At 60.0% G+C, this 18,502-nt stretch carries 15 protein-coding genes; 8 read left to right on the forward strand and 7 right to left on the reverse strand.

Annotated features, from left to right (window positions below):
• Window position 1 precedes the first annotated feature (1 nt).
• Window positions 2–1,159: a M20 aminoacylase family protein gene (locus tag JOE29_RS07420; protein ID WP_024663548.1), complete on the forward strand. Its 1,158-nt coding sequence runs from the start codon at window positions 2–4 to the stop codon at window positions 1,157–1,159.
• 138 nt (window positions 1,160–1,297) lie between these two features.
• Here the strand turns inward: JOE29_RS07420 and JOE29_RS07425 are convergent, their stop codons facing one another.
• On the reverse strand, window positions 1,298–2,242 hold the full coding sequence (locus tag JOE29_RS07425; RefSeq protein ID WP_017279811.1) for a LysR substrate-binding domain-containing protein: 945 nt from the start codon (window positions 2,240–2,242) through the stop codon (window positions 1,298–1,300).
• Between the two features lie 151 nt (window positions 2,243–2,393).
• Here JOE29_RS07425 and JOE29_RS07430 point away from each other — a divergent pair, with 151 nt between their 5' ends.
• Window positions 2,394–3,176: a YqcI/YcgG family protein gene (locus JOE29_RS07430; protein WP_004416936.1), complete on the forward strand. Its 783-nt coding sequence runs from the start codon at window positions 2,394–2,396 to the stop codon at window positions 3,174–3,176.
• A 6-nt stretch (window positions 3,177–3,182) separates the two neighbouring features.
• Entirely contained in the window at window positions 3,183–3,818 is a 636-nt protein-coding gene (locus JOE29_RS07435; protein ID WP_024663550.1) for a LysE family translocator, read from the forward strand.
• Window positions 3,819–3,848: 30 nt separating this feature from the next.
• Here the strand turns inward: JOE29_RS07435 and JOE29_RS07440 are convergent, their stop codons facing one another.
• Window positions 3,849–5,225: an L-serine ammonia-lyase gene (locus tag JOE29_RS07440; protein ID WP_024664098.1), complete on the reverse strand. Its 1,377-nt coding sequence runs from the start codon at window positions 5,223–5,225 to the stop codon at window positions 3,849–3,851.
• A gap of 129 nt (window positions 5,226–5,354) precedes the next feature.
• On the opposite strand from JOE29_RS07440, the gene JOE29_RS07445 reads away from it, so the two are divergent.
• Window positions 5,355–6,266 (forward strand): LysR substrate-binding domain-containing protein, encoded by a 912-nt coding sequence (locus tag JOE29_RS07445; RefSeq protein WP_003314779.1) that lies wholly within the window; start codon window positions 5,355–5,357, stop codon window positions 6,264–6,266.
• A gap of 25 nt (window positions 6,267–6,291) precedes the next feature.
• Here the strand turns inward: JOE29_RS07445 and JOE29_RS07450 are convergent, their stop codons facing one another.
• From JOE29_RS07450 to JOE29_RS07460, 3 genes are all read right to left on the reverse strand, one after another.
• The gene (locus tag JOE29_RS07450; RefSeq protein ID WP_044313617.1) at window positions 6,292–7,620 is read right to left on the reverse strand and encodes a DUF3100 domain-containing protein; all 1,329 of its coding nucleotides are present in this window, start codon (window positions 7,618–7,620) and stop codon (window positions 6,292–6,294) included.
• A gap of 2,106 nt (window positions 7,621–9,726) precedes the next feature.
• Window positions 9,727–11,118 (reverse strand): VOC family protein, encoded by a 1,392-nt coding sequence (locus JOE29_RS07455; RefSeq protein WP_210079248.1) that lies wholly within the window; start codon window positions 11,116–11,118, stop codon window positions 9,727–9,729.
• A gap of 23 nt (window positions 11,119–11,141) precedes the next feature.
• Window positions 11,142–12,389, reverse strand: a complete 1,248-nt coding sequence (locus tag JOE29_RS07460; RefSeq protein WP_210079250.1) for an aspartate aminotransferase family protein — start codon at window positions 12,387–12,389, stop codon at window positions 11,142–11,144.
• 255 nt (window positions 12,390–12,644) lie between these two features.
• Here JOE29_RS07460 and JOE29_RS07465 point away from each other — a divergent pair, with 255 nt between their 5' ends.
• Window positions 12,645–14,135, forward strand: a complete 1,491-nt coding sequence (locus tag JOE29_RS07465) for an aldehyde dehydrogenase family protein (protein ID WP_046270696.1) — start codon at window positions 12,645–12,647, stop codon at window positions 14,133–14,135.
• 42 nt (window positions 14,136–14,177) lie between these two features.
• Window positions 14,178–15,464, forward strand: a complete 1,287-nt coding sequence (locus tag JOE29_RS07470) for an FAD-binding oxidoreductase (protein WP_210079252.1) — start codon at window positions 14,178–14,180, stop codon at window positions 15,462–15,464.
• Between the two features lie 12 nt (window positions 15,465–15,476).
• On the opposite strand, the gene JOE29_RS07475 is transcribed toward JOE29_RS07470, so the two are convergent.
• Entirely contained in the window at window positions 15,477–16,850 is a 1,374-nt protein-coding gene (locus JOE29_RS07475; RefSeq protein WP_003314786.1) for a sensor histidine kinase, read from the reverse strand.
• Entirely contained in the window at window positions 16,847–17,509 is a 663-nt protein-coding gene (locus JOE29_RS07480; protein ID WP_003412541.1) for a response regulator, read from the reverse strand. The genes JOE29_RS07475 and JOE29_RS07480 overlap by 4 nt, the downstream gene beginning before the upstream one ends.
• Window positions 17,510–17,676: 167 nt before the next feature.
• Here JOE29_RS07480 and JOE29_RS07485 point away from each other — a divergent pair, with 167 nt between their 5' ends.
• Both JOE29_RS07485 and JOE29_RS07490 read left to right on the forward strand, forming a co-directional pair.
• Window positions 17,677–17,940, forward strand: a complete 264-nt coding sequence (locus tag JOE29_RS07485; RefSeq protein WP_003349279.1) for a PepSY domain-containing protein — start codon at window positions 17,677–17,679, stop codon at window positions 17,938–17,940.
• Window positions 17,940–18,485, forward strand: coding sequence for a cytochrome b/b6 domain-containing protein (locus JOE29_RS07490; RefSeq protein WP_210079254.1), 546 nt, complete (start codon window positions 17,940–17,942; stop codon window positions 18,483–18,485). The genes JOE29_RS07485 and JOE29_RS07490 overlap by 1 nt, the downstream gene beginning before the upstream one ends.
• Window positions 18,486–18,502 lie beyond the last annotated feature (17 nt).

Raw genomic sequence — 18,502 nt, forward strand, 5'->3', positions numbered from 1 at the left:
CATGTCCATTTCAAAGACGTTGATTGACGAAGCAACCGTGTGGCGCCGCACCCTTCATGCCGCGCCGGAACTGGGCTTTCAGGAGCTGAAAACCTCCGACAAGGTGGCAGAGCTGCTGAGCAGTTTCGGCATCGAGATTCACCGTGGTCTGGGCGGCACTGGCGTGGTCGGCACCCTGCGTAACGGCGACGGCCCGACCATCGGCCTGCGTGCCGACATGGATGCCTTGCCGATTCAGGAGCTGGGCGACAGCGTTCACAAGTCGACCCACAAGGGCTGCATGCACGCCTGCGGTCACGATGGCCACACCGCGATCCTGCTGGCCACCGCCAGGCATCTGGCCGAGACTCGGCGCTTTCGCGGCACGGTGCATTTCGTCTTCCAGCCTGCCGAGGAGAACCTCGGCGGCGCACAGCGAATGATCGAAGACGGGCTGTTCGAGCGCTTTCCGATGGAAGCCATCTACGGCCTGCACAACTGGCCGGGCGTGCCGGCGGGCAAGGTGGTGATCAATCCGGGGCCGATGATGGCGTCGCTCGACACCTTTGAAATCACCCTGACCGGCAAAGGCAGCCATGCGGCCATGCCGGACAAGGGCAACGATCCGATCGTGGCCGCTGCCGAACTGGTCCTGGGCCTGCAAACCATCGTCTCCCGGCGCCTGTCGCCGCTTGATTCGGCGGTGGTCAGCATCACTCAGTTCAATGCCGGCGAGGCGATCAACGTGATCCCGGAAACCGCCACACTGCGGGGCACCGTGCGTTGCCTGCAAACCCCTGTGCGGGAGAAGGTCCAGCGCCTGATCGGCGAGTTCGTCGAGCGTTTGCCGACGGCCTTCGGCGTGCGCGGCGAGCTGGTCTACAACGTCGGCTACCCGGTGACCGAGAACCACGTCGAAGCGGCAGCCACGATCCGTCGTGCAGCAGTCGCTGCAGTGGGCGAGGCCAACGTGCAGTGGGGCTGCAACCCGTCGATGGCCTCCGAAGACTTCGCCTTCATGCTGCATGCCTGTCCGGGTGCTTATATCTGGATGGGCGTCGACGGCGAGAAGCCGTCGGCGGCGTTGCACAACCCGTACTACGACTTCAACGACCAGGTCATCGAACCCGGCGTTGCGGTGTGGACCTCGCTGGTGGAGCAGTGTTTGCCGGTCAGTTGAATGACTTGCCTGCGCACTCGATTCTGAGTGCGTAGCGCCACAAACAGGACGCAGCGCGTCCAGAGCTGCATGCCGACGCGTAGCGCAGGCACGATAGTCAAGCCTGTTTTCCGGGGGCATCATGACCTGTGCACAACACTAGCGAGCAGCCACGGATGAAGGCGCGGTGAGCAATTCCACTGCGATACCGGATATATCCGGCAGGCAGGTCAGTAGATGGTCGCGCAGCTCCAGTACCCGCTGGCGTTTGAAACTGTCCTGCAACCAGACCAGATAATAGGCATCACCCGTTCCCACCGCCGAGTTGAAGGGCAAAAACACCTGGCCCTCGTTCAGATCATCAGCGATCAGAAACAGATCACCGATCGATACCCCGTGCCCTCTGACCGCAGCGGTGATGCCCTGATCAAGGGTGTCGAATACCTTGCCGTTGCTCAACGTCACCTGACCGGCGAGGTCCATCCGGTTCAACCAGCGCCGCCAGTCCCTGCGGTCACTCGACGGATGGATGAGCTCGGCTTCCTCCAGGCGCTCCGGTCCCCAGGGTTGATCGCCCAGCGTGTCTGCCGAGCAGATCGGAATCAGCCACTCATCAAACAGCTTGCAGGTTTCCACCTCCGCACCGAAGTTGCCATTGCCCAACAGAATCGCGCAGTCAAAGGGCTCTGAGTAAAAGTCCACGCTATCGAAGTCCATCCACACACTGGAAAGCTGGACCGGCAGGGCGGGTTCGGGCTGTTTGAAGGATTCCAGCGCGTGCAGCAGCCATCTCATGGTCAGGGTCGACGGCGATTTGAGACGCAGGTTCGCGGCCTGACCGCGAAAAGGCTGGCAAGCGTCTTCTATGATCCGAAAGCCGATCTTGAGCTGGCTGGACAGTCGCCGACCTTCATCACTTAACGAAAGCCTCGGACCTTTACGCTCGAATAAGCGGCAACCGAGGGTTTCTTCGAGCGTCCGAATATGACGACTAATAGCACTTTGAGTCAGTGATAGTTCCTGTGCCGCACGCGTAAAAGAGCATGATCGCGCGGCGACCTCAAAGGCTCTTAGCGCGTAAAGCGGAGGCATGCGTTCAGTCATCCGATAACTAACCATGATTATTTATCATCACAGGCTACCTCTTTTTCCATTTTTAAGCATCCCTGTCTCCGGTCAGAATCGCCGGCTCTTCACTGTCGCAAAAAAACAAACAACGAGGCGGTGTTCTTATCTGTTGTGTGCGTGAGGCTTTATGCTGCCCAAGTCCGAAATGCTATTACGCCAGTCTGTTGTAAGGCGTTTGCTGGAAAGTGATACGGCCCTCGAAATGGGCTGGAGAATTCAGGCTTACTGGCAATTCGAACAGGTGCTGAGTGACAAGGGGTTTCCCTGCCTGTTTGGACGTCGGGCCAACAAGGCTGGCAGTTGTCTGCTGTTGTTCATTCCCGAAAAAGATGAACGACAGACGCTGTGTGATGGCCTGCAAGCGTATGTGAAGTTCGTCAATGAAACACCACTTGAAGATCGCCTGTTCAATCCGCTAATTGTCATTTTCGAAAAAAACGATTTCAACACCCTCGCCGAAGAACAGGCCCATGCCTGGGCCGCGTTACAACATTTGCATGACGATGATAATTCACCCTGGCCCGCTGGCGCGTGTACGAATCCGGAAACGTTCGAATGGACGTACCACTTCGCCGGGCTGTCGTTGTTCATCAATATGAGCTTTCCCCGCCATACCGCGATGAAAAGCCGTTCGCTGGGTGGGCACATCGTATTCGTGGTCAATCCCCGTGAAAACTTTGACGAAGTGGCGAGTGGCGAGACGGAAAGCGGGCGCAAGATCAGGGAAAGAATTCGTCAGCGAATCGCCGATTACAACAAAGGCGTGATGCCCGACACGCTGGGCTTTTTCGGTGATGGCGACAGCCTTGAGTGGAAGCAGTATCAGTTATACGAAAAAGGCGGGCTGTCGTTATCCAGATGCCCTCTTCACATCAAAGCCAACACGACTGACCCTTTTAGCGAGCGTTGAGTACCCATGGATATATCGTTGCTGCTTATCTACACGTTCAGCGTATTCATGCTGATCATCATACCCGGTCCGGTGGTGGCGCTCGTCGTCAGTACCAGCCTTGCGTGCGGTCCGAAACGGGCAGTGCTGACGGCGTTGGGTACCAACTGGGCGGCGCTGGTGCTGGTGATGGTCTCGGCATTTATCCTGACCGGCACGCTGTCGGTCAGCGAGCAGGTGCTGAACTGGATCAGCCTGATCGGTTGCCTGTTTATCGCCTATATGTCCTTTCAGGTACTGGAGCAGGCGTTGCGTTCTGCCCCTGCAAAGAGCGATGCAGCGCCGGTCCCTAAGCAAGGCAAGCACAGTGGACTGGTCACCGGCTTTCTGGTGGGGATTTCCAACCCCAAGGACATCATTTTCTTTGTTTCGTTTTTCCCGCAATTCATTCACGTTACCGCGTCGTTCAAAGGCAGCATCGCATTGTTGTCGGGAATCTACGTGATCCTTGACCTGACGATCATGTTCTCCTACATCTTCCTCATGCGTCAGAAACTGGCCTTGAAGTACAAGCGCAAGATCGAGATCGTTTCCAGTCTGACGCTGCTGCTGATTGCACTGGCCGGCATCTTCTATTCGGGTTCGACGCTGCTGAATCCGTAAGCGCCGAACCCGCCGCAGTCGTCTGCGCTGTCAGCACTCGATCAGGTTGACCGCCAGGCCGCCGCGTGAGGTTTCCTTGTATTTGTCGTGCATGTCGGCGCCGGTGTCGCGCATCGTGCGGATGGCGTGGTCCAGCGAGATGTGGTGCTCGCCGTCGCCGCGCAGGGCCATCTGGGCGGCATTGATGGCCTTCACGGCAGCAATCGCATTGCGCTCGATGCAGGGGATCTGCACCAGCCCGCCGACCGGATCGCAGGTCAGCCCCAGATTATGCTCCAGGCCAATCTCGGCAGCGTTCTCTACCTGCTCGGGCGTCGCGCCGAGGATCTCTGCCAGGCCCGCGGCGGCCATCGCGCAGGCCGATCCTACCTCACCCTGACAACCGACCTCGGCACCGGAAATCGAGGCGTTTTTCTTGCACAGAATGCCGACCGCAGCGGCGCTCAGGAAAAACCGTACAACGTCATCGTCATTGGCCGTGGGTTTGAATTTCATGAAGTAGTGCAGCACGGCGGGCACGATGCCAGCCGCGCCGTTGGTGGGCGCCGTCACCATGCGCCCGCCTGCGGCGTTTTCTTCGTTGACCGCGAGGGCGAACAGGTTGACCCATTCCATGGCGCTCAGCGTCGAGCCGATCACGTTGGGGTTATCCAGGTTCTGCAGGTTCTGATGCAGGCGGTAGGCACGTCGCCGCACGTTCAGGCCACCGGGCAGGATGCCGGTTTCCACCAGGCCCTTGTCGACGCAGGCACGCATCGCGGCCCAGATCACCATGATTTTCTCGCGGATTTCTTCCTCGCTGCGCCAGACCTTTTCGTTGGCCATCATCAATTCGGAAATGCTCATGCCGTGGGTTTTGCACAGCCTCAGCAGTTGCGCGCCGCTGAAAAAGTCATAAGGCAGCACAGTCGTGTCACTGTCCAGTACACCACTGGCTGCCTGCTCGGCGTCAATTACAAAGCCGCCGCCCACCGAATAGTAGGTTTGCTCGTGGAGTTCGCCGTTCTTGCCATAGGCGCACAGCGTCATGCCATTGGGATGGTAGGGGAGGCTTTCATCGAGCAGGCACATGTCCCGCTCCCAGACGAAGGTGATGGCCTGTTCGCCCGCCAGCATCAGCTGGTTATCGGCACGCAGCGCGTCGATGCGCTGGTTGACCTGGCTAGGGTCGATCTGGTCAGGCCACTCACCCATCAGGCCCATGACCGTTGCGCGATCGCTGCCGTGACCGATGCCCGTGGCCGACAGAGAACCGTACAATCGCACCTCTATCCGTTCTACGCTGTGCAACCGGTTGTGATTGCGCAGTTCGGTCACAAACAGTGCGCCGGCGCGCATTGGCCCGACGGTGTGGGAACTGGACGGCCCGATGCCGATTTTGAACATGTCGAAGACGCTGATAGCCATCACGAAGGTCCTTCAGGTGAGATGATGCACGGGAATTTGGTATTCCCCTTTTTCTGTTACTCATCTTTGGCTTCGGCTGTCGAAACGACAAACGATTGTTGCTATGCAACGCTTTAGCGGAACTCTTCAATGAGCAGAATCTTCAACGCACAGATGCACGCCTGGCTACAGGTGTTCGCCTGCGCGGCCCGTCACCTGTCCTTCACCCGCTGCGCGGAAGAATTGCACGTCACCCCCGGCGCGATCAGTCAGCAGATGCGCCAGCTCGAAGAGCGCCTGGGCTTTGCGCTGTTTCACCGGGTCGGGCGCGGGCTTGAGCTGACCGCTGAAGGTCAGCGTCTGGCGGTGGTCGCCAACGAAGTGCAAAGCCGTATCAGCGAAGAACTGCGCCTGCTGTATTCCGGGCGTATCGGCGGGGTGTTCAAGCTGCGCTGCATTCCATCATTCCTGAGCAAATGGTTGATGCCGCGCCTGCCACGCTTGCAGGCAGCGTTTCCGGACATCCAGTTGCGGATCATTGCCGAGGACAGCAGCGGGTCGTTGCGTGATGACGATTTCGATCTGGCCATCGACCTGAACGACGGCAGCTATCCGGGGTTGTCGACTACGCCCTTGCTGGAGGAAGAGCTGTTTGCGGTCTGCTCGCCTGACCTGCTAGTGGGCAAGCCGCCGCTGGATACGCCGAGTCAGCTGGTGCACTTTCCGTTGCTGCACGACATCACCGCCTGGCGCGGCAGCTATGAATATGCGGAGTGGGAGTTCTACCTGACGGCCATCGGTGCCGATGGCATCGATGTGCGTCGCGGCCACACGTTCAACCGTAATCACCTGACCATCGACGCCGCGCGCATGGGCATGGGCGTGGCCATTGCCCGCAAGGCGCTGATTACCGATGAGCTGGAGCAGGGCTTGCTGATCGTGCCCTTCGGCCATCCGATCAAGGCCAGAAAGAAATACGTGCTGGCCTATCGCGAAGGGGCGCTGAGCACCCCGTCACGTCGCGCAGTGCATGACTGGCTGGTGAACGAGGCGCTGGGCTGACTCGCGCCGAATCAGGCAGTGTGGATCAATGGAACAGCTCGGCGATCAATACCGCACCGATGAACGTACCGAAGTTGGCGAGGAACGACACCAGTACAATCCTCCAGCCCAAACGGCGGAAGGCCGGGAGGTCCTTGGCAATCGACAGACCGGCGAAGGTCAGCATCGGAGTAATGACCGCCAGCAGGTTGATCGAGCTGGTGATCCGCGCAATCTCGGCGGCCCAGGGGCATGCCGGCGAGGTCAGGAACATTGCCACCAGCGACACCATGCACACGGCGGGGATCTTGCGGCGAAGCAGGTTGCAAAACACCTCACCCACGAAGGCACAGAAAATCATGATGCCCATGCCGGTGAAGGCATCGCCTGACAGTGTCTTGTAGCCGACATAGTTGGCAATCAGTGCCAGTGCACCCGCAGCCAGCCACGCACTGATCTTGCCCGACCAGCCCAGTTCCGGCACCTCCAGCGACACGTCGCTGTGGCGCAGGCCTTCCTCGCTCATCGATGCCTTGGTGGTGCGGCCGATCAGCGGCTCGAGCACACGATAGCCCCAGACCGCCAGTGGCAGGGAGATGAACAGGGTGAAGTAGGTGCCGATGGTGGTGGTGATCAGGTTCGAGGCTGCCGCCAGGGTCATGACTTCCTTGGCGACTTCCGGTGTTTGTTGTGCGGCAATCGCCCCGGCAGCAGCGGCCATCATGCTGCCCGAACCGATGCCTGAGCCCATCGCCAGCGAGTTGGGATGGAAGATCCCCAGGCTGGCGATAAACCCGGCGACGATGGCAATGAACAGCGCGCCGAACAGGGTGCCCGTCAGGTACTCGGCCAATACGCCGCGACCTTCCGGAGAGTCCATGCCATAGCGCTCGCCGATGATTGCCAGGCTCGGCTCACGGCCGACCGAGAAGGTCGCACCAATGGCTTCGCGCTTGATACCGAGCATCAGTGCGACCGGCAGACCGAGCATCACGGTGCCGACGAAGTGGCCGAACTCCTGAAACATCAGCGCCCACCCGGAGGCGAACACCACCGGCAGCGAGCCACCGACCACCAGGCCGAGCTTGGCAATGAAAAGCAGCAGGGCAGGTTGCAGGATGGAGGCCGAGCGCAATTGCGTACCGTGGTCGATGCCAATGGTGCCTGGCATACGGCGGCTGGCAAGGCCGATCGTCGCGCCCAGCAGCAGCGCCCACACCATCGGCAACAACACCACCTTGCCGGGGCCCAGCGGGATACTGACGGCACCGATCATTTCGGCAATGGTGAGGATAACGGCGGCCCAGACATACAGTTTCACCGTCGATGAAACGGCCTGATTGTCACCCGACACTGCAGCGTGTGAGTTTTGCATGATGATCCCCTTGCCTGCTGAATGGCCTTTTTCAGGCCTTATCAATCGTTATTCTGTTTTTCAGGTCGGCGCGGTAAAGCGCCAGGGCAGCGTTAAAAAGTCCATGAAGTCATGGAGACCGTTATCCGGCCAGGTATTTTTATGAGGTCTGAATGTGATCCAGACCCAAACTGCTTCGAGCCTTTGCAAGGGGATCACAGGGTGCGCTATTTGAAGGGATGAGCCTTTGAATACGGCACTTTGCTGTCCACACGCAACCGCAGTATGCATAGCACGAGGTTGCACACCAATATTGCGAATTTTATTTATCGTTGCTTTAAACAGAACACAGAACGCCCCGGAATGTGACGCAGAGCGCTCATCATTATGCACAAGTGCGCTTTTGATTCTGGCCGAAGGCCGTAGGAGCGAACTTGTTCGCGAAGACGACGTTTCAGGCGATACATTCTCGGGAAGGCTTGCGGCCCCTTCGCGGACAAGTCCGCTCCTACGCCCGTTGTGCAGAACCAAGACGGCCTTCTGGACAAGGGGTTGCGAACCGGGAATGTAACGCAGCGCGCTCATCATTATGCGCAAGTGCGCTTTTGATTCTGGCCGAAGGCCGTAGGAGCGAACTTGTTCGCGAAGACGATGTTTCAGGCGATATATTTTTGGGAAGGCTTGCGGCCCCTTCGCGGACAAGTCCGCTCCTACGCCCTTTGGGCAGAACCAAGACGGCCTTCTGGACAAGGGGCAGCGAACCGGGAATGTGACGCAGAGCGCTCATCGTTATACACAAGTGCGCGTTTGATTCTGGCCGAAGGCCGTAGGAGCGAACTTGTTCGCGAAGACGACGTTTCAGGCGATACATTCTCGGGAAGGCTTGCGGCCCCTTCGCGGACAAGTCCGCTCCTACGCCCGTTGTGCAGAACCAAGACGGCCTTCTGGACAAGGGGTTGCGAACCGGGAATGTAACGCAGCGCGCTCATCATTATGCGCAAGTGCGCTTTTGATTCTGGCCGAAGGCCGTAGGAGCGAACTTGTTCGCGAAGACGATGTTTCAGGCGATATATTTTTGGGAAGGCTTGCGGCCCCTTCGCGGACAAGTCCGCTCCTACGCCCTTTGGGCAGAACCAAGACGGCCTTCTGGACAAGGGGTAGCGAACCGGGAATGTGACGCAGAGCGCTCATCGTTATACACAAGTGCGCGTTTGATTCTGGCCGAAGGCCGTAGGAGCGAACTTGTTCGCGAAGACGATGTTTCAGGCGATATATTTTCGGGAAGGCTTGCGGCCCCTTCGCGGACAAGTCCGCTCCTACGCCCGTTGGGCAGAATCAAAACGGCCTTTTGCCCAAGGGGTAGCGAACCGGGAATGTGACGCAGAGCGCTCATCATTATGCGCAAGTGCGCTTTTGATTCTGGCCGAAGGCCGTAGCGAACTTGTTCGCGAAGACGATGTTTCAGGCGATATATTTTCGGGAAGGCTTGCGGCCCCTTCGCGGACAAGTCCGCTCCTACGCGCGTTGGGCAGAATCAAAACGGCCTTTTGCCCAAGGGGTAGCGAACCGGGAATGTGACGCAGAGCGCTCATCGTTATACATAAGTGCGCGTTTGATTCTGGCCGAAGGCCGTAGGAGCGAACTTGTTCGCGAAGACGATGTTTCAGGCAATATATTTTCGGGAAGGCTTGCGGCCCCTTCGCGGACAAGTCCGCTCCTACGCCCGTTGGGCAGAACCAAGACGGCCTTCTGGACAAGAGGTAGCGAACCGGGAATGTGACGCAGAGCGCTCATCATTATGCGCAAGTGCGCTTTTAATTCTGGCCGAAGGCCGTAGGAGCGAACTTGTTCGCGAAGACGACGTTTCAGGCGATACATTCTCGGGAAGGCTTTCGGCCCCTTCGCGGACAAGTCCGCTCTTACGCCCGTTGGGCAGAATCAAAACGGCCTTTTGCCCAAGGGGTAGCGAACCGGGAATGTGACGCAGAGCGCTCATCGTTATACATAAGTGCGCGTTTGATTCTGGCCGAAGGCCGTAGGAGCGAACTTGTTCGCGAAAAAGTCGGTATGGGCGCCAAAATGCATCGCCTGAAACATCGTCTTCGCGAGCAAGCTCGCTCTCACTAATTAGTAGGCTGGACTGCTCAGCTCCAGCGCCCTGGCGCATTCCTCCAAGGAACGCCGTTGGGTGTCGGCATACAGGTCCAGTTCGTTAAGCGTCCCGCGTCCCAGCGCCCGCTCGAAATCCTGCTGATTCGAATTCGTCGCGTAATGCGCCTGTGCGTTATCGCCCAGATTGGACTGGAAGATGCCCGCCGCACTGACCGGCAAAAAGTCTTCGTACACCAATGGCTCGAAGCGCACATGACCGGCTTCGACAAGCTGCTCCAGACTGCCGGATGCGCGCGCGGCAATGCCTGACTCGGTCGGGAAATAGCGAAAGTAGGCCAGACCCTGCCTGCGCATTTCAGCGTGGCTGTCCGGAAACGCTTTGAACGTTTCTTCCAGCAGCCCGGCATAGCGAACGGCATTAGCCTCACTGGGGAACTCGCCCAGCGCTTCGCGGGCATCGTTCAGCAGCCGGTCATACAGCTCGCGGCCTTTGGGCGTCAGTGCAGCGCCACGCTGTTCTATCTCGCCGAAGCGTGCCGAGTGGCTGCCCGACTGAATGCTCCCTTGGCCGATGAAAGTAATCGGTTCTTCCAGCGCCTTGAAACTGGTCTGGCGCAGCAGTATCGGACATTGGCGACGTGGCGGCCCTTCAACCACCGCTTTGGGTGTGATGCCCTTGCCAGGCATGCCGGCCTGAACCGCATCGATGTCCAGCGTGCGTGGCGTCAGGTGGTTGATATGCGGACCTCGAAACGCCACCACATCAGCGATCAGGCGATGCTGAGTGTTCAGCTTCTGATAGTCGTCCAGCGAAACCGTCGCCGTGTTGTGCCAGCGAAAGGTTTCCAGCGCCTGCTGAATGAACTCGGACGCATCGGCTTCGCTCAAGCCGCCGTCTGCTTCATGCTTGTCGATTAACGCCAGGGCGCCGGGCGTGAAGATACTGCGCTTGCCCAGCACCTGACTGGCGAACTCACGCAGGCTGTCGCTTTCGATCAGCTCCAGACGCAGCAACGAGGTGAACACGCGAAACGGACTGACCTGCAGCGCCTGCTCATGCACGGCGCGAAAGGCGGTGGAGTGAACCGGCACGCCGGCCGCGCTCAGGTCGTAGTAACCCACCGGCTGCATGCCCATGACCGCGAACAGGCGGGCGAGGGTGGCCAGTTCCTGTGCCGTGCCGACGCGGATCGCACCGTGCCGTTCCATGTCCAGGCGCTGGATTTCACCGGTCTGGCGCAGGCTGTCCAGCACACTGCTGTCATGGCTCATGACCTGTTCGTTGACTTCACTCACCAGCGCCATCAGCGTGCCGTACAGCGGCACTTCGTGCTTGTACATCTGCGACATGGCGCGAGAAAAACCCGCGCGGATCTTATCCGGGTCGGCAAAGCGTGCTGTGCTCATCAGGGTGTTTTCTCCGTACGGGTTCAAGCCAGCGCCGCGAGGCAGCGCTCGAAAATATCCAGCCCTTCGTGCAGCACATCGGGCTCAATGGTCAGCGGAATCAGCAGGCGGATAATGTGCCGTGACTTGCCGCTGGGCATCAGCAGCAGCCCGGCGTCCCTGGCTGAGCTCAGCAGCTCGGCGAGCTGTCGGGTGCCGGGCTCGCCCTCCGGCGTGATCAGTTCGATACCGCGCATGCAGCCAACACCGGTCAGCCTGCCCAGGTACGGCGACAGTCTGCTCGCCTGCCAGGCTTCATAGCGTGAAACGATGGCGTGTTCCTGCTGCTCGCCCCAACTGGACAGGTTGGCATCGGTCATCTGTGCCAGTGACGCGAGGCCCGCTGCGCAGCCAATCGGGTTGCCGGAATAGGTACCGCCCAGGCCGCCCTTGGGCAGGTTGTCCAGCAACGGCTTGCGACCTACCACGGCGCCCAGCGGGATGCCGCCCGCAATGCTTTTGCCCAGCAGAATCAGATCGGGCTCGATGCCCAGGCGGCTGAACGCGAAACGCTGCCCGGTACGGCCGAAGCCGGACTGGATTTCATCGGCGATCAGCACGATGCCGTGCTTATCGCAGAACGCTCGCAATGCCTGGGCAAAGTCCGGCTGCATGGCCAGAAAACCGCCTTCGCCCTGCACCGGCTCAAAGATGATGCAGCCCACGTCGTTGACGTCGATCTCGACGCTGAACAGCCGGTCCATGGCCTTGAGTGCCTGCTCGGTGGACACGCCATTGTCCTTGCTGGGGAACGGAACGTGAAAGACCGGGCCGGGCAGTACGCCGACTTTCTGTTTATAGGGCGCTACCTTGCCATTGAGGTTCAGGGTCGCCAGCGTTCGGCCATGAAAGCCACCATCGAACGCGATGACCGCAGTACGGCCAGTAGCGCCACGTACGATCTTCAACGCATTTTCAGCCGCTTCCGCACCGCTGTTGGTGAGCATGCCGCTGAGGGGATAACTGACCGGCACGAACTGCGTGAGCTGCTCCATGAAGCGGATGTACGGGTCGTGAGGCGTGGCGTTGAAGCAATAGTGGGTCAGCTTTGCCGCCTGATCCTGAATGGCCGTGACCACCTGCGGGTTGCAATGCCCCAGATTGAGCACCCCGATGCCGCCGACAAAGTCGATGTAGCGTTTGCCGTCGGTGTCCCAGACTTCAGCGTTGCGGCCGTGGGACAACGTGATGTTGTGGACAAACGAAATGGATTCGCTGATGTGTTCGCTCATCGGTCTGGCCCCGACTCCGGGTGATCATGATGGCCTTATCCAAACAAACATCGGGCAGCGCTCGCAAACGAAATAAAATCACCGGGTCATTCCAATAATTCCCGATGTAATGGCTTTTCTGGCTGCTAATGATCAGAAGTTCATTCCTAAAAGGAATCATGTTTTTCAAAAACGTCGTTTGTAGCCCGACCCTGAGTGGCTTGATACTGAGGTCATCGATGATTTCCACCGTGGTTTCATGACAGGAGAATCAACATGGTTGCCGAGTTACTAGCACGTCTGGGCGTGGCGAGCAGTGCCCACACCCAAGGGGACTATCCGGTTTACACCCCGATTGATGGCAGCCGGATTGCCTCGGTCACGCTTGAAGGCAAGGCACAGGTGGTGGCGCGAATCGACAGCGCCCACAGCGCGTTTCTGAAGTGGCGCACAGTGCCGGCCCCACGGCGTGGCGAGCTGGTGCGGATCTTTGGTGAAGTGCTGCGTGAGCACAAGGCTGATCTGGGCGAACTGGTGTCGGTCGAGGCCGGCAAGATCACTCAGGAAGGTCTGGGTGAAGTGCAGGAAATGATCGACATCTGCGACTTTGCCGTTGGTCTGTCGCGTCAGCTGTACGGTCTGACCATCGCCTCCGAGCGTCCCGGTCATCACATGCGCGAAACCTGGCACCCGCTGGGCGTGGTCGGCGTGATCAGCGCGTTTAACTTCCCGGTCGCGGTCTGGGCCTGGAACACCACGCTGGCGCTGGTCTGCGGCAATCCGGTGATCTGGAAACCTTCGGAAAAGACCCCACTGACGGCACTGGCCTGTCAGGCGCTGTTCGACAAGGCGCTGAAGATTTTCGGTGATGCACCCGCAGCACTGGCGCAATTGGTGATTGGTGATCGTGACGCCGGCGAAGCGCTGGTCGATGACCCGCGCGTGCCGCTGATCAGCGCCACCGGCAGCACCCGCATGGGCCGTGAAGTCGGTCCGCGTGTCGCCGCCCGTTTCGGGCGCAGCATTCTGGAGCTGGGTGGCAACAACGCGATGATACTGGCCCCGAGCGCCGATCTGGACTTGGCCGTGCGCGGCATTCTGTTCAGTGCGGTAGGCACCGCCGGTCAGCGTTGCACCACGTTGCGCCGCCTGATTGTGCACCGTTCGATCAAGGACGAAGTGGTCGCCCGCGTCAAGGCGGCCTATGCCAAGGTGCGCGTCGGTGATCCGCGTGAAGGTAATCTGATCGGTCCGCTGATTGACCAGCAAGCGTTTTCGGCCATGCAGAACGCGCTGACCAAGGCCCGTGACGAAGGCGGACAGGTGTTCGGTGGCGAGCGTCAGTTGCAGGACAAATACCCGAACGGCTACTACGTCACGCCGGCCATTGCCGAAATGCCTGGCCAGAGCGACGTCGTGCGTCACGAAACCTTCGCGCCGATTCTCTACGTGCTGGCCTACGACGACTTCGAAGAGGCTCTGCGCCTGAACAACGAAGTGCCGCAGGGCCTGTCGTCGTGCATTTTCACTACCGACCTGCGCGAGGCCGAGGCTTTCCAGAGCGCCGCGGGCAGCGATTGCGGTATTGCCAACGTCAATATCGGCACCAGCGGTGCGGAAATCGGCGGGGCATTTGGTGGCGAGAAGGAAACCGGTGGCGGCCGCGAGTCCGGCTCCGATTCGTGGCGCGCCTACATGCGCCGGCAGACCAACACCGTTAACTACTCCCGCGAGTTGCCGCTGGCTCAGGGCATCGTTTTCGACTGATGTGAACCGGGCGCTTGTTACCGACATTGCTGGAGTTTTTCGATGGTGCAGTTTGCTGAAGGCTGTCTGTGGGAACAATTGACTCCGCAACGTCCGGTCAGCCCGGCCCTGAGCGGTGAGCGGAGCGCCGATGTGTGCATCATCGGTGCCGGGTTTACCGGTCTGTCGGCGGCGTTGCGCTTGCTGGAAGGCGGCAAGTCGGTGTGTGTGGTCGAAGCGCACCAGGTCGGCCATGGCGGTTCCGGACGCAACGTCGGCCTGGTGAATGCCGGGACCTGGGTGGCGCCCGATCAGCTGGACAAAGTACTGGGCAGCGTCGAGGCCAGCCGACTGAATGGCGCATTGGGCGCGGCACCGGCACTGGTGTTCGCGACCATCGACCAGTACCGCATCGATTGCCAGGACACGCGCACCGGCAACCTGCACATGGCGCATAACGCCAAGGGCCTGGCTGACCTGCGCAGCCGCGCCGCACAGTGGCAGCGGCGCGGTGCCAACGTCGAATTACTGACTGGCAAACCCTGCGAAGACGCCTGTGGTACCGACAAGGTCAGCGGTGCCTTGCTCGATCACCGCGCCGGCACGGTGAACCCGATGGCCTATGTCTCGGGCATGGCGCTCAACGTGGTGGCGCAGGGTGGGCAAGTGTTCGGTGATTCTCCTGTCAACGGCTTGCAACGCACCGCTGACGGCTGGAAGGTCTCTACTGCTGCGGGCAGTGTGAGCGCCGAGAAAGTGATCATCGCGTCCAATGCCTACACCGAAGGCGAGTGGACCGATATCAAGGATCACATCTTCACAGGTTACTACTATCAGGTCGCTTCGCAGCCACTCAGCGGTGCCGAGCAGGCGCAGATTCTGCGCGGCGGGCAGGGTTCGTGGGATACGCGCACGGTGCTCAGCAACATTCGTCGTGATGCCCATGGGCGCCTGCTACTGGGCAGCCTGGGTAACGCCGGCAATTATCCGCTGTGGTTCATTCGTCAGTGGGCGGATCGCGTCCAGCAGCATTACTTCCCGCAACTGGGCCGGGTCGAGTGGCAGAGCACCTGGACCGGGCGCATCGGCTTCACGCCGGACCACTTGTTGCGCCTCTTCGAACCAGCGCCAGGCTTGCTGGCGGCGACCGGTTTCAATGGCCGCGGGGTGACCACCGGGACGCTGGTGGGCAAGTGCTTTGCCGATTACCTGCTGACTGACGATGCAACTGCGTTGCCGATGAGTTTTTCAAGCGGCAAAAAGGTCTCGGGAAGTTCGTTGCGCAGCCTGGCCTACGACGCGGGCTTCACCCTGTATCACGCCGGGCAATGCCTGCGCGTGGTGCTTTGAGCCGAGCAGGGTTCAGCTCGTCCTGCTCTTGATGCGCAGCTCTGCACACAGTCCGCCCTGCGCCGAGTTGCGCAGGTGCAGGCTGCTTTCCAGTTTGCGCACGATCATGTCGACGATCGCCAGCCCCAGTCCTGCGCCATTGCTGTGACCCTGACTGTAAAAGCGTTCGAACAGGCGCGCCTTCTGCTGTTCGTCGATACCCGGCCCTGCGTCTTCGACTGACAGGTGCGCGCTGCCATCTTCCTGGGTGTGCAGGGCGACGCGAATCTCGCTGGCGGTCGGGGCGAAATTCAGCGCATTGGTCAGCAGGTTCTGCAAGGCAATGGTGATGGCTGCCGGGTCGCTGCGAATCACGCAATCCTCGCCTTCCTCGAACACCAGATCGACGCGCTTTTCCAGGGCCAGTGGCGTGAGTTCGGCCATCTCCTCGCGTACCAGTGTGTTTAGCTCGAAGGTCTGTAACTGGCTGACTTCAAGACGCGGTTCCAGGCGTGCCATAGTCAATAACTGACTGGCCAGGCGGGCGGCGCGGTCGACGCCATGCACGAGGAAATCCAGTGCTTCCAGGCGTTGCTCCGGGGTTTCGGCCTGGCGTGCGTTCTGCGCGTGGATGCGCAGGATGGTCAGCGGCGTGCGAAGTTCGTGGGCCGCGTCGGCGATGAAGCGTCGCTCGCGTTCCAGCACACTTTCGATCTGGGTCAGCAGACGATTGAGCGCGTACTGCATGGGCTCCAGTTCTTTGGGAAGTGGCGTTACATCAAGCGGTTCGAGGCTCTCGGCATCGCGCTTGCGGATGACTCTGGCCATCGCTTGCAGAGGGCGCAGGCCCCAGCCGATGGCCAGCCAGATCGCCACTACCAGCAGCGGCACACCGATCAGCGTCGGCCACAGCGTGTGACTGACAATGCGCTGAATCAGGTCCTGGCGCACGTCATCGCGCTCACCCACCCAGATCAGAAAACCCTGCTGTGGATCGGCGAGGAGAAAGCCGCACCACTCGTGCCCGTTCTCGACCAGATCATGGGAGCCTTCGGTTGCCGGAGGTGCACTGAGCAGCGGCGCTTCGGCCGAGCGCACCAGCAGCTCGCCCGAGGTACGCCAGACCTGAAAGGTCAGCCGGGTTTCGTAGGGATGGGCCACGCCGCTGGTGCCGACCCGGCTCATGGCCTGATCGAACGCCTGATACAGCTTGTCGAGGTCCTGCTCACCCGCTGCGCGCTGACGCAGCACACCTTGCAGCAGGCGCGCGCTCTGGGCCAGTTGTGCATCGTAGACTTCTTCGATTTCGTGATGGCTGTCGCGCAGGGCGAGCAGGCTGATGGTCAGGTCGCCGAGCAGCAACAGCATCAGTACCGGGATCAGAATGCGCGCGCGTACCGAGGTCATGCCTTGAGCTCCAGCAGGTAGCCGACGCCGCGCACGGTACGGATCAGCTCGGTAGACAGTTTCTTGCGCAGGTTGTGAATCAGCACTTCCAAGGTGTTGCTTTCGACCTTGTCCTGCCAGCCGTACAGGGTATTGGACAAACGCTCGCGGGTGACCACTTTGCCGGGGCGGATCATCAGTTGATGCAGCAGCTGGTACTCCATCGGCGTCATTGGTACTTCGCTGCCCTTGAAGCTGACCTGTTGCGACGCCGGGTCGAGGCTGATGCCCGCGTGCTCCAGCAGCGGTTGCGCACGGCCCTGGCTGCGCCTGAGCAGGGCGCGGACCCGGGCTTTCAATTCATCGACGTCGAAGGGCTTGATCAGGTAGTCGTCCGCACCGGCATCCAGGCCGGCAATACGGTCGGCAGTCCCGTCGCGTGCAGTCAGGATCAGCACCGGCAGGGTGAGTGCTTCAGCGCGCAACTGGCGCAGCAGGTCCAGGCCATCCATGCGTGGCAATCCGAGGTCGAGCAGCAACAGGTCGAATGGCTCGCTGCGCAAGGCGTGCAGCGCGCTCAGTCCGTCCTCCAGCCAGTCAAGGGTGTAGCCCTCGGTATTCAGGGCCACGCGGATGCCTTGACCAATGGCTCGATCATCCTCGACGAGAAGCAGGCGCATAGGGTTTGACCGGTGAGTGTGGGAAGAAGGGCGCCATGATGCATTCAGCAGGCAGCAGCGCGAAGTGCCGTGTGTCCGGGAAGATGTTACGAGCTATTACGTATTAAGCTTTTCCTAAGATTCGTTTCGCACAGTAGGCGCTCCTTAACTGCTTGCGAGTATCTGTCATGCGTAAAGTCCTGCTGATTTCCCTGTGTCTGGCCAGCCCGCTGGCACTTGCCGGGCCGCAATGCACCACGGCTGACAAGTCCCAATGGCAGGATCAGGCCAAATTCCAGGAGCAGCTCAAGGCTCAGGGTTACGAGATCAGCAAGTTCAAGGTGACTGACGGCAACTGCTACGAAATCTATGGTTTCGACAAGGACAAGCGCAAGGTCGAGATTTATCACGATCCGGTGACGGGTAAAGCGGTGAAGACCGAGACCAAGTAATGAGCCGTGTTTCCCTGCGCCTTTGGGACCCGCTGGTCAGGCTGTTTCACGTCTCGATCGCGGGTGTTTTTGTTGCCAATTATTTCTTCAATGAAGCAGGGGGCGACTGGCATATCTGGCTGGGCTATTACGCGATTGCCTGGCTGGCGGTGCGAGTGGTGTGGGGATTCATCGGGCCGCGCAGCGCACGCTGGAGCGATTTCTGGCCACATCCGGCGCGCCTGCGTGCGCACATGCGCTCGCTGATCGACCTGCGACCGATACATCGGCTCGGTCATTCCCCGCTCGGCGCGCTGGTCATGGTACTCATGATGGTGCTGATCTTCGGCATGGGCCTGACCGGTTTTCTGATGGAAGAGGTCGATGCCTTGTGGGGCGCCGACTGGCCGCAGGACATCCATGAAATTCTCGCTAACACCTTGTGTGCCCTGGTGGTACTGCACATGGCCGCCGCCATCTTCGAAAGCTTTCAAGTGCGTGACAATCTGCCCCTGTCGATGCTGACTGGCAAACGACGTCCGTTGCCCGAAGATCGCCATCGCTGAAACCACACCTTTGTTCC

Source organism: Pseudomonas sp. PvP009 (assembly GCF_017832995.1).
In the GTDB taxonomy this organism is placed as follows: Bacteria; Pseudomonadota; Gammaproteobacteria; order Pseudomonadales; family Pseudomonadaceae; genus Aquipseudomonas; species Aquipseudomonas syringae.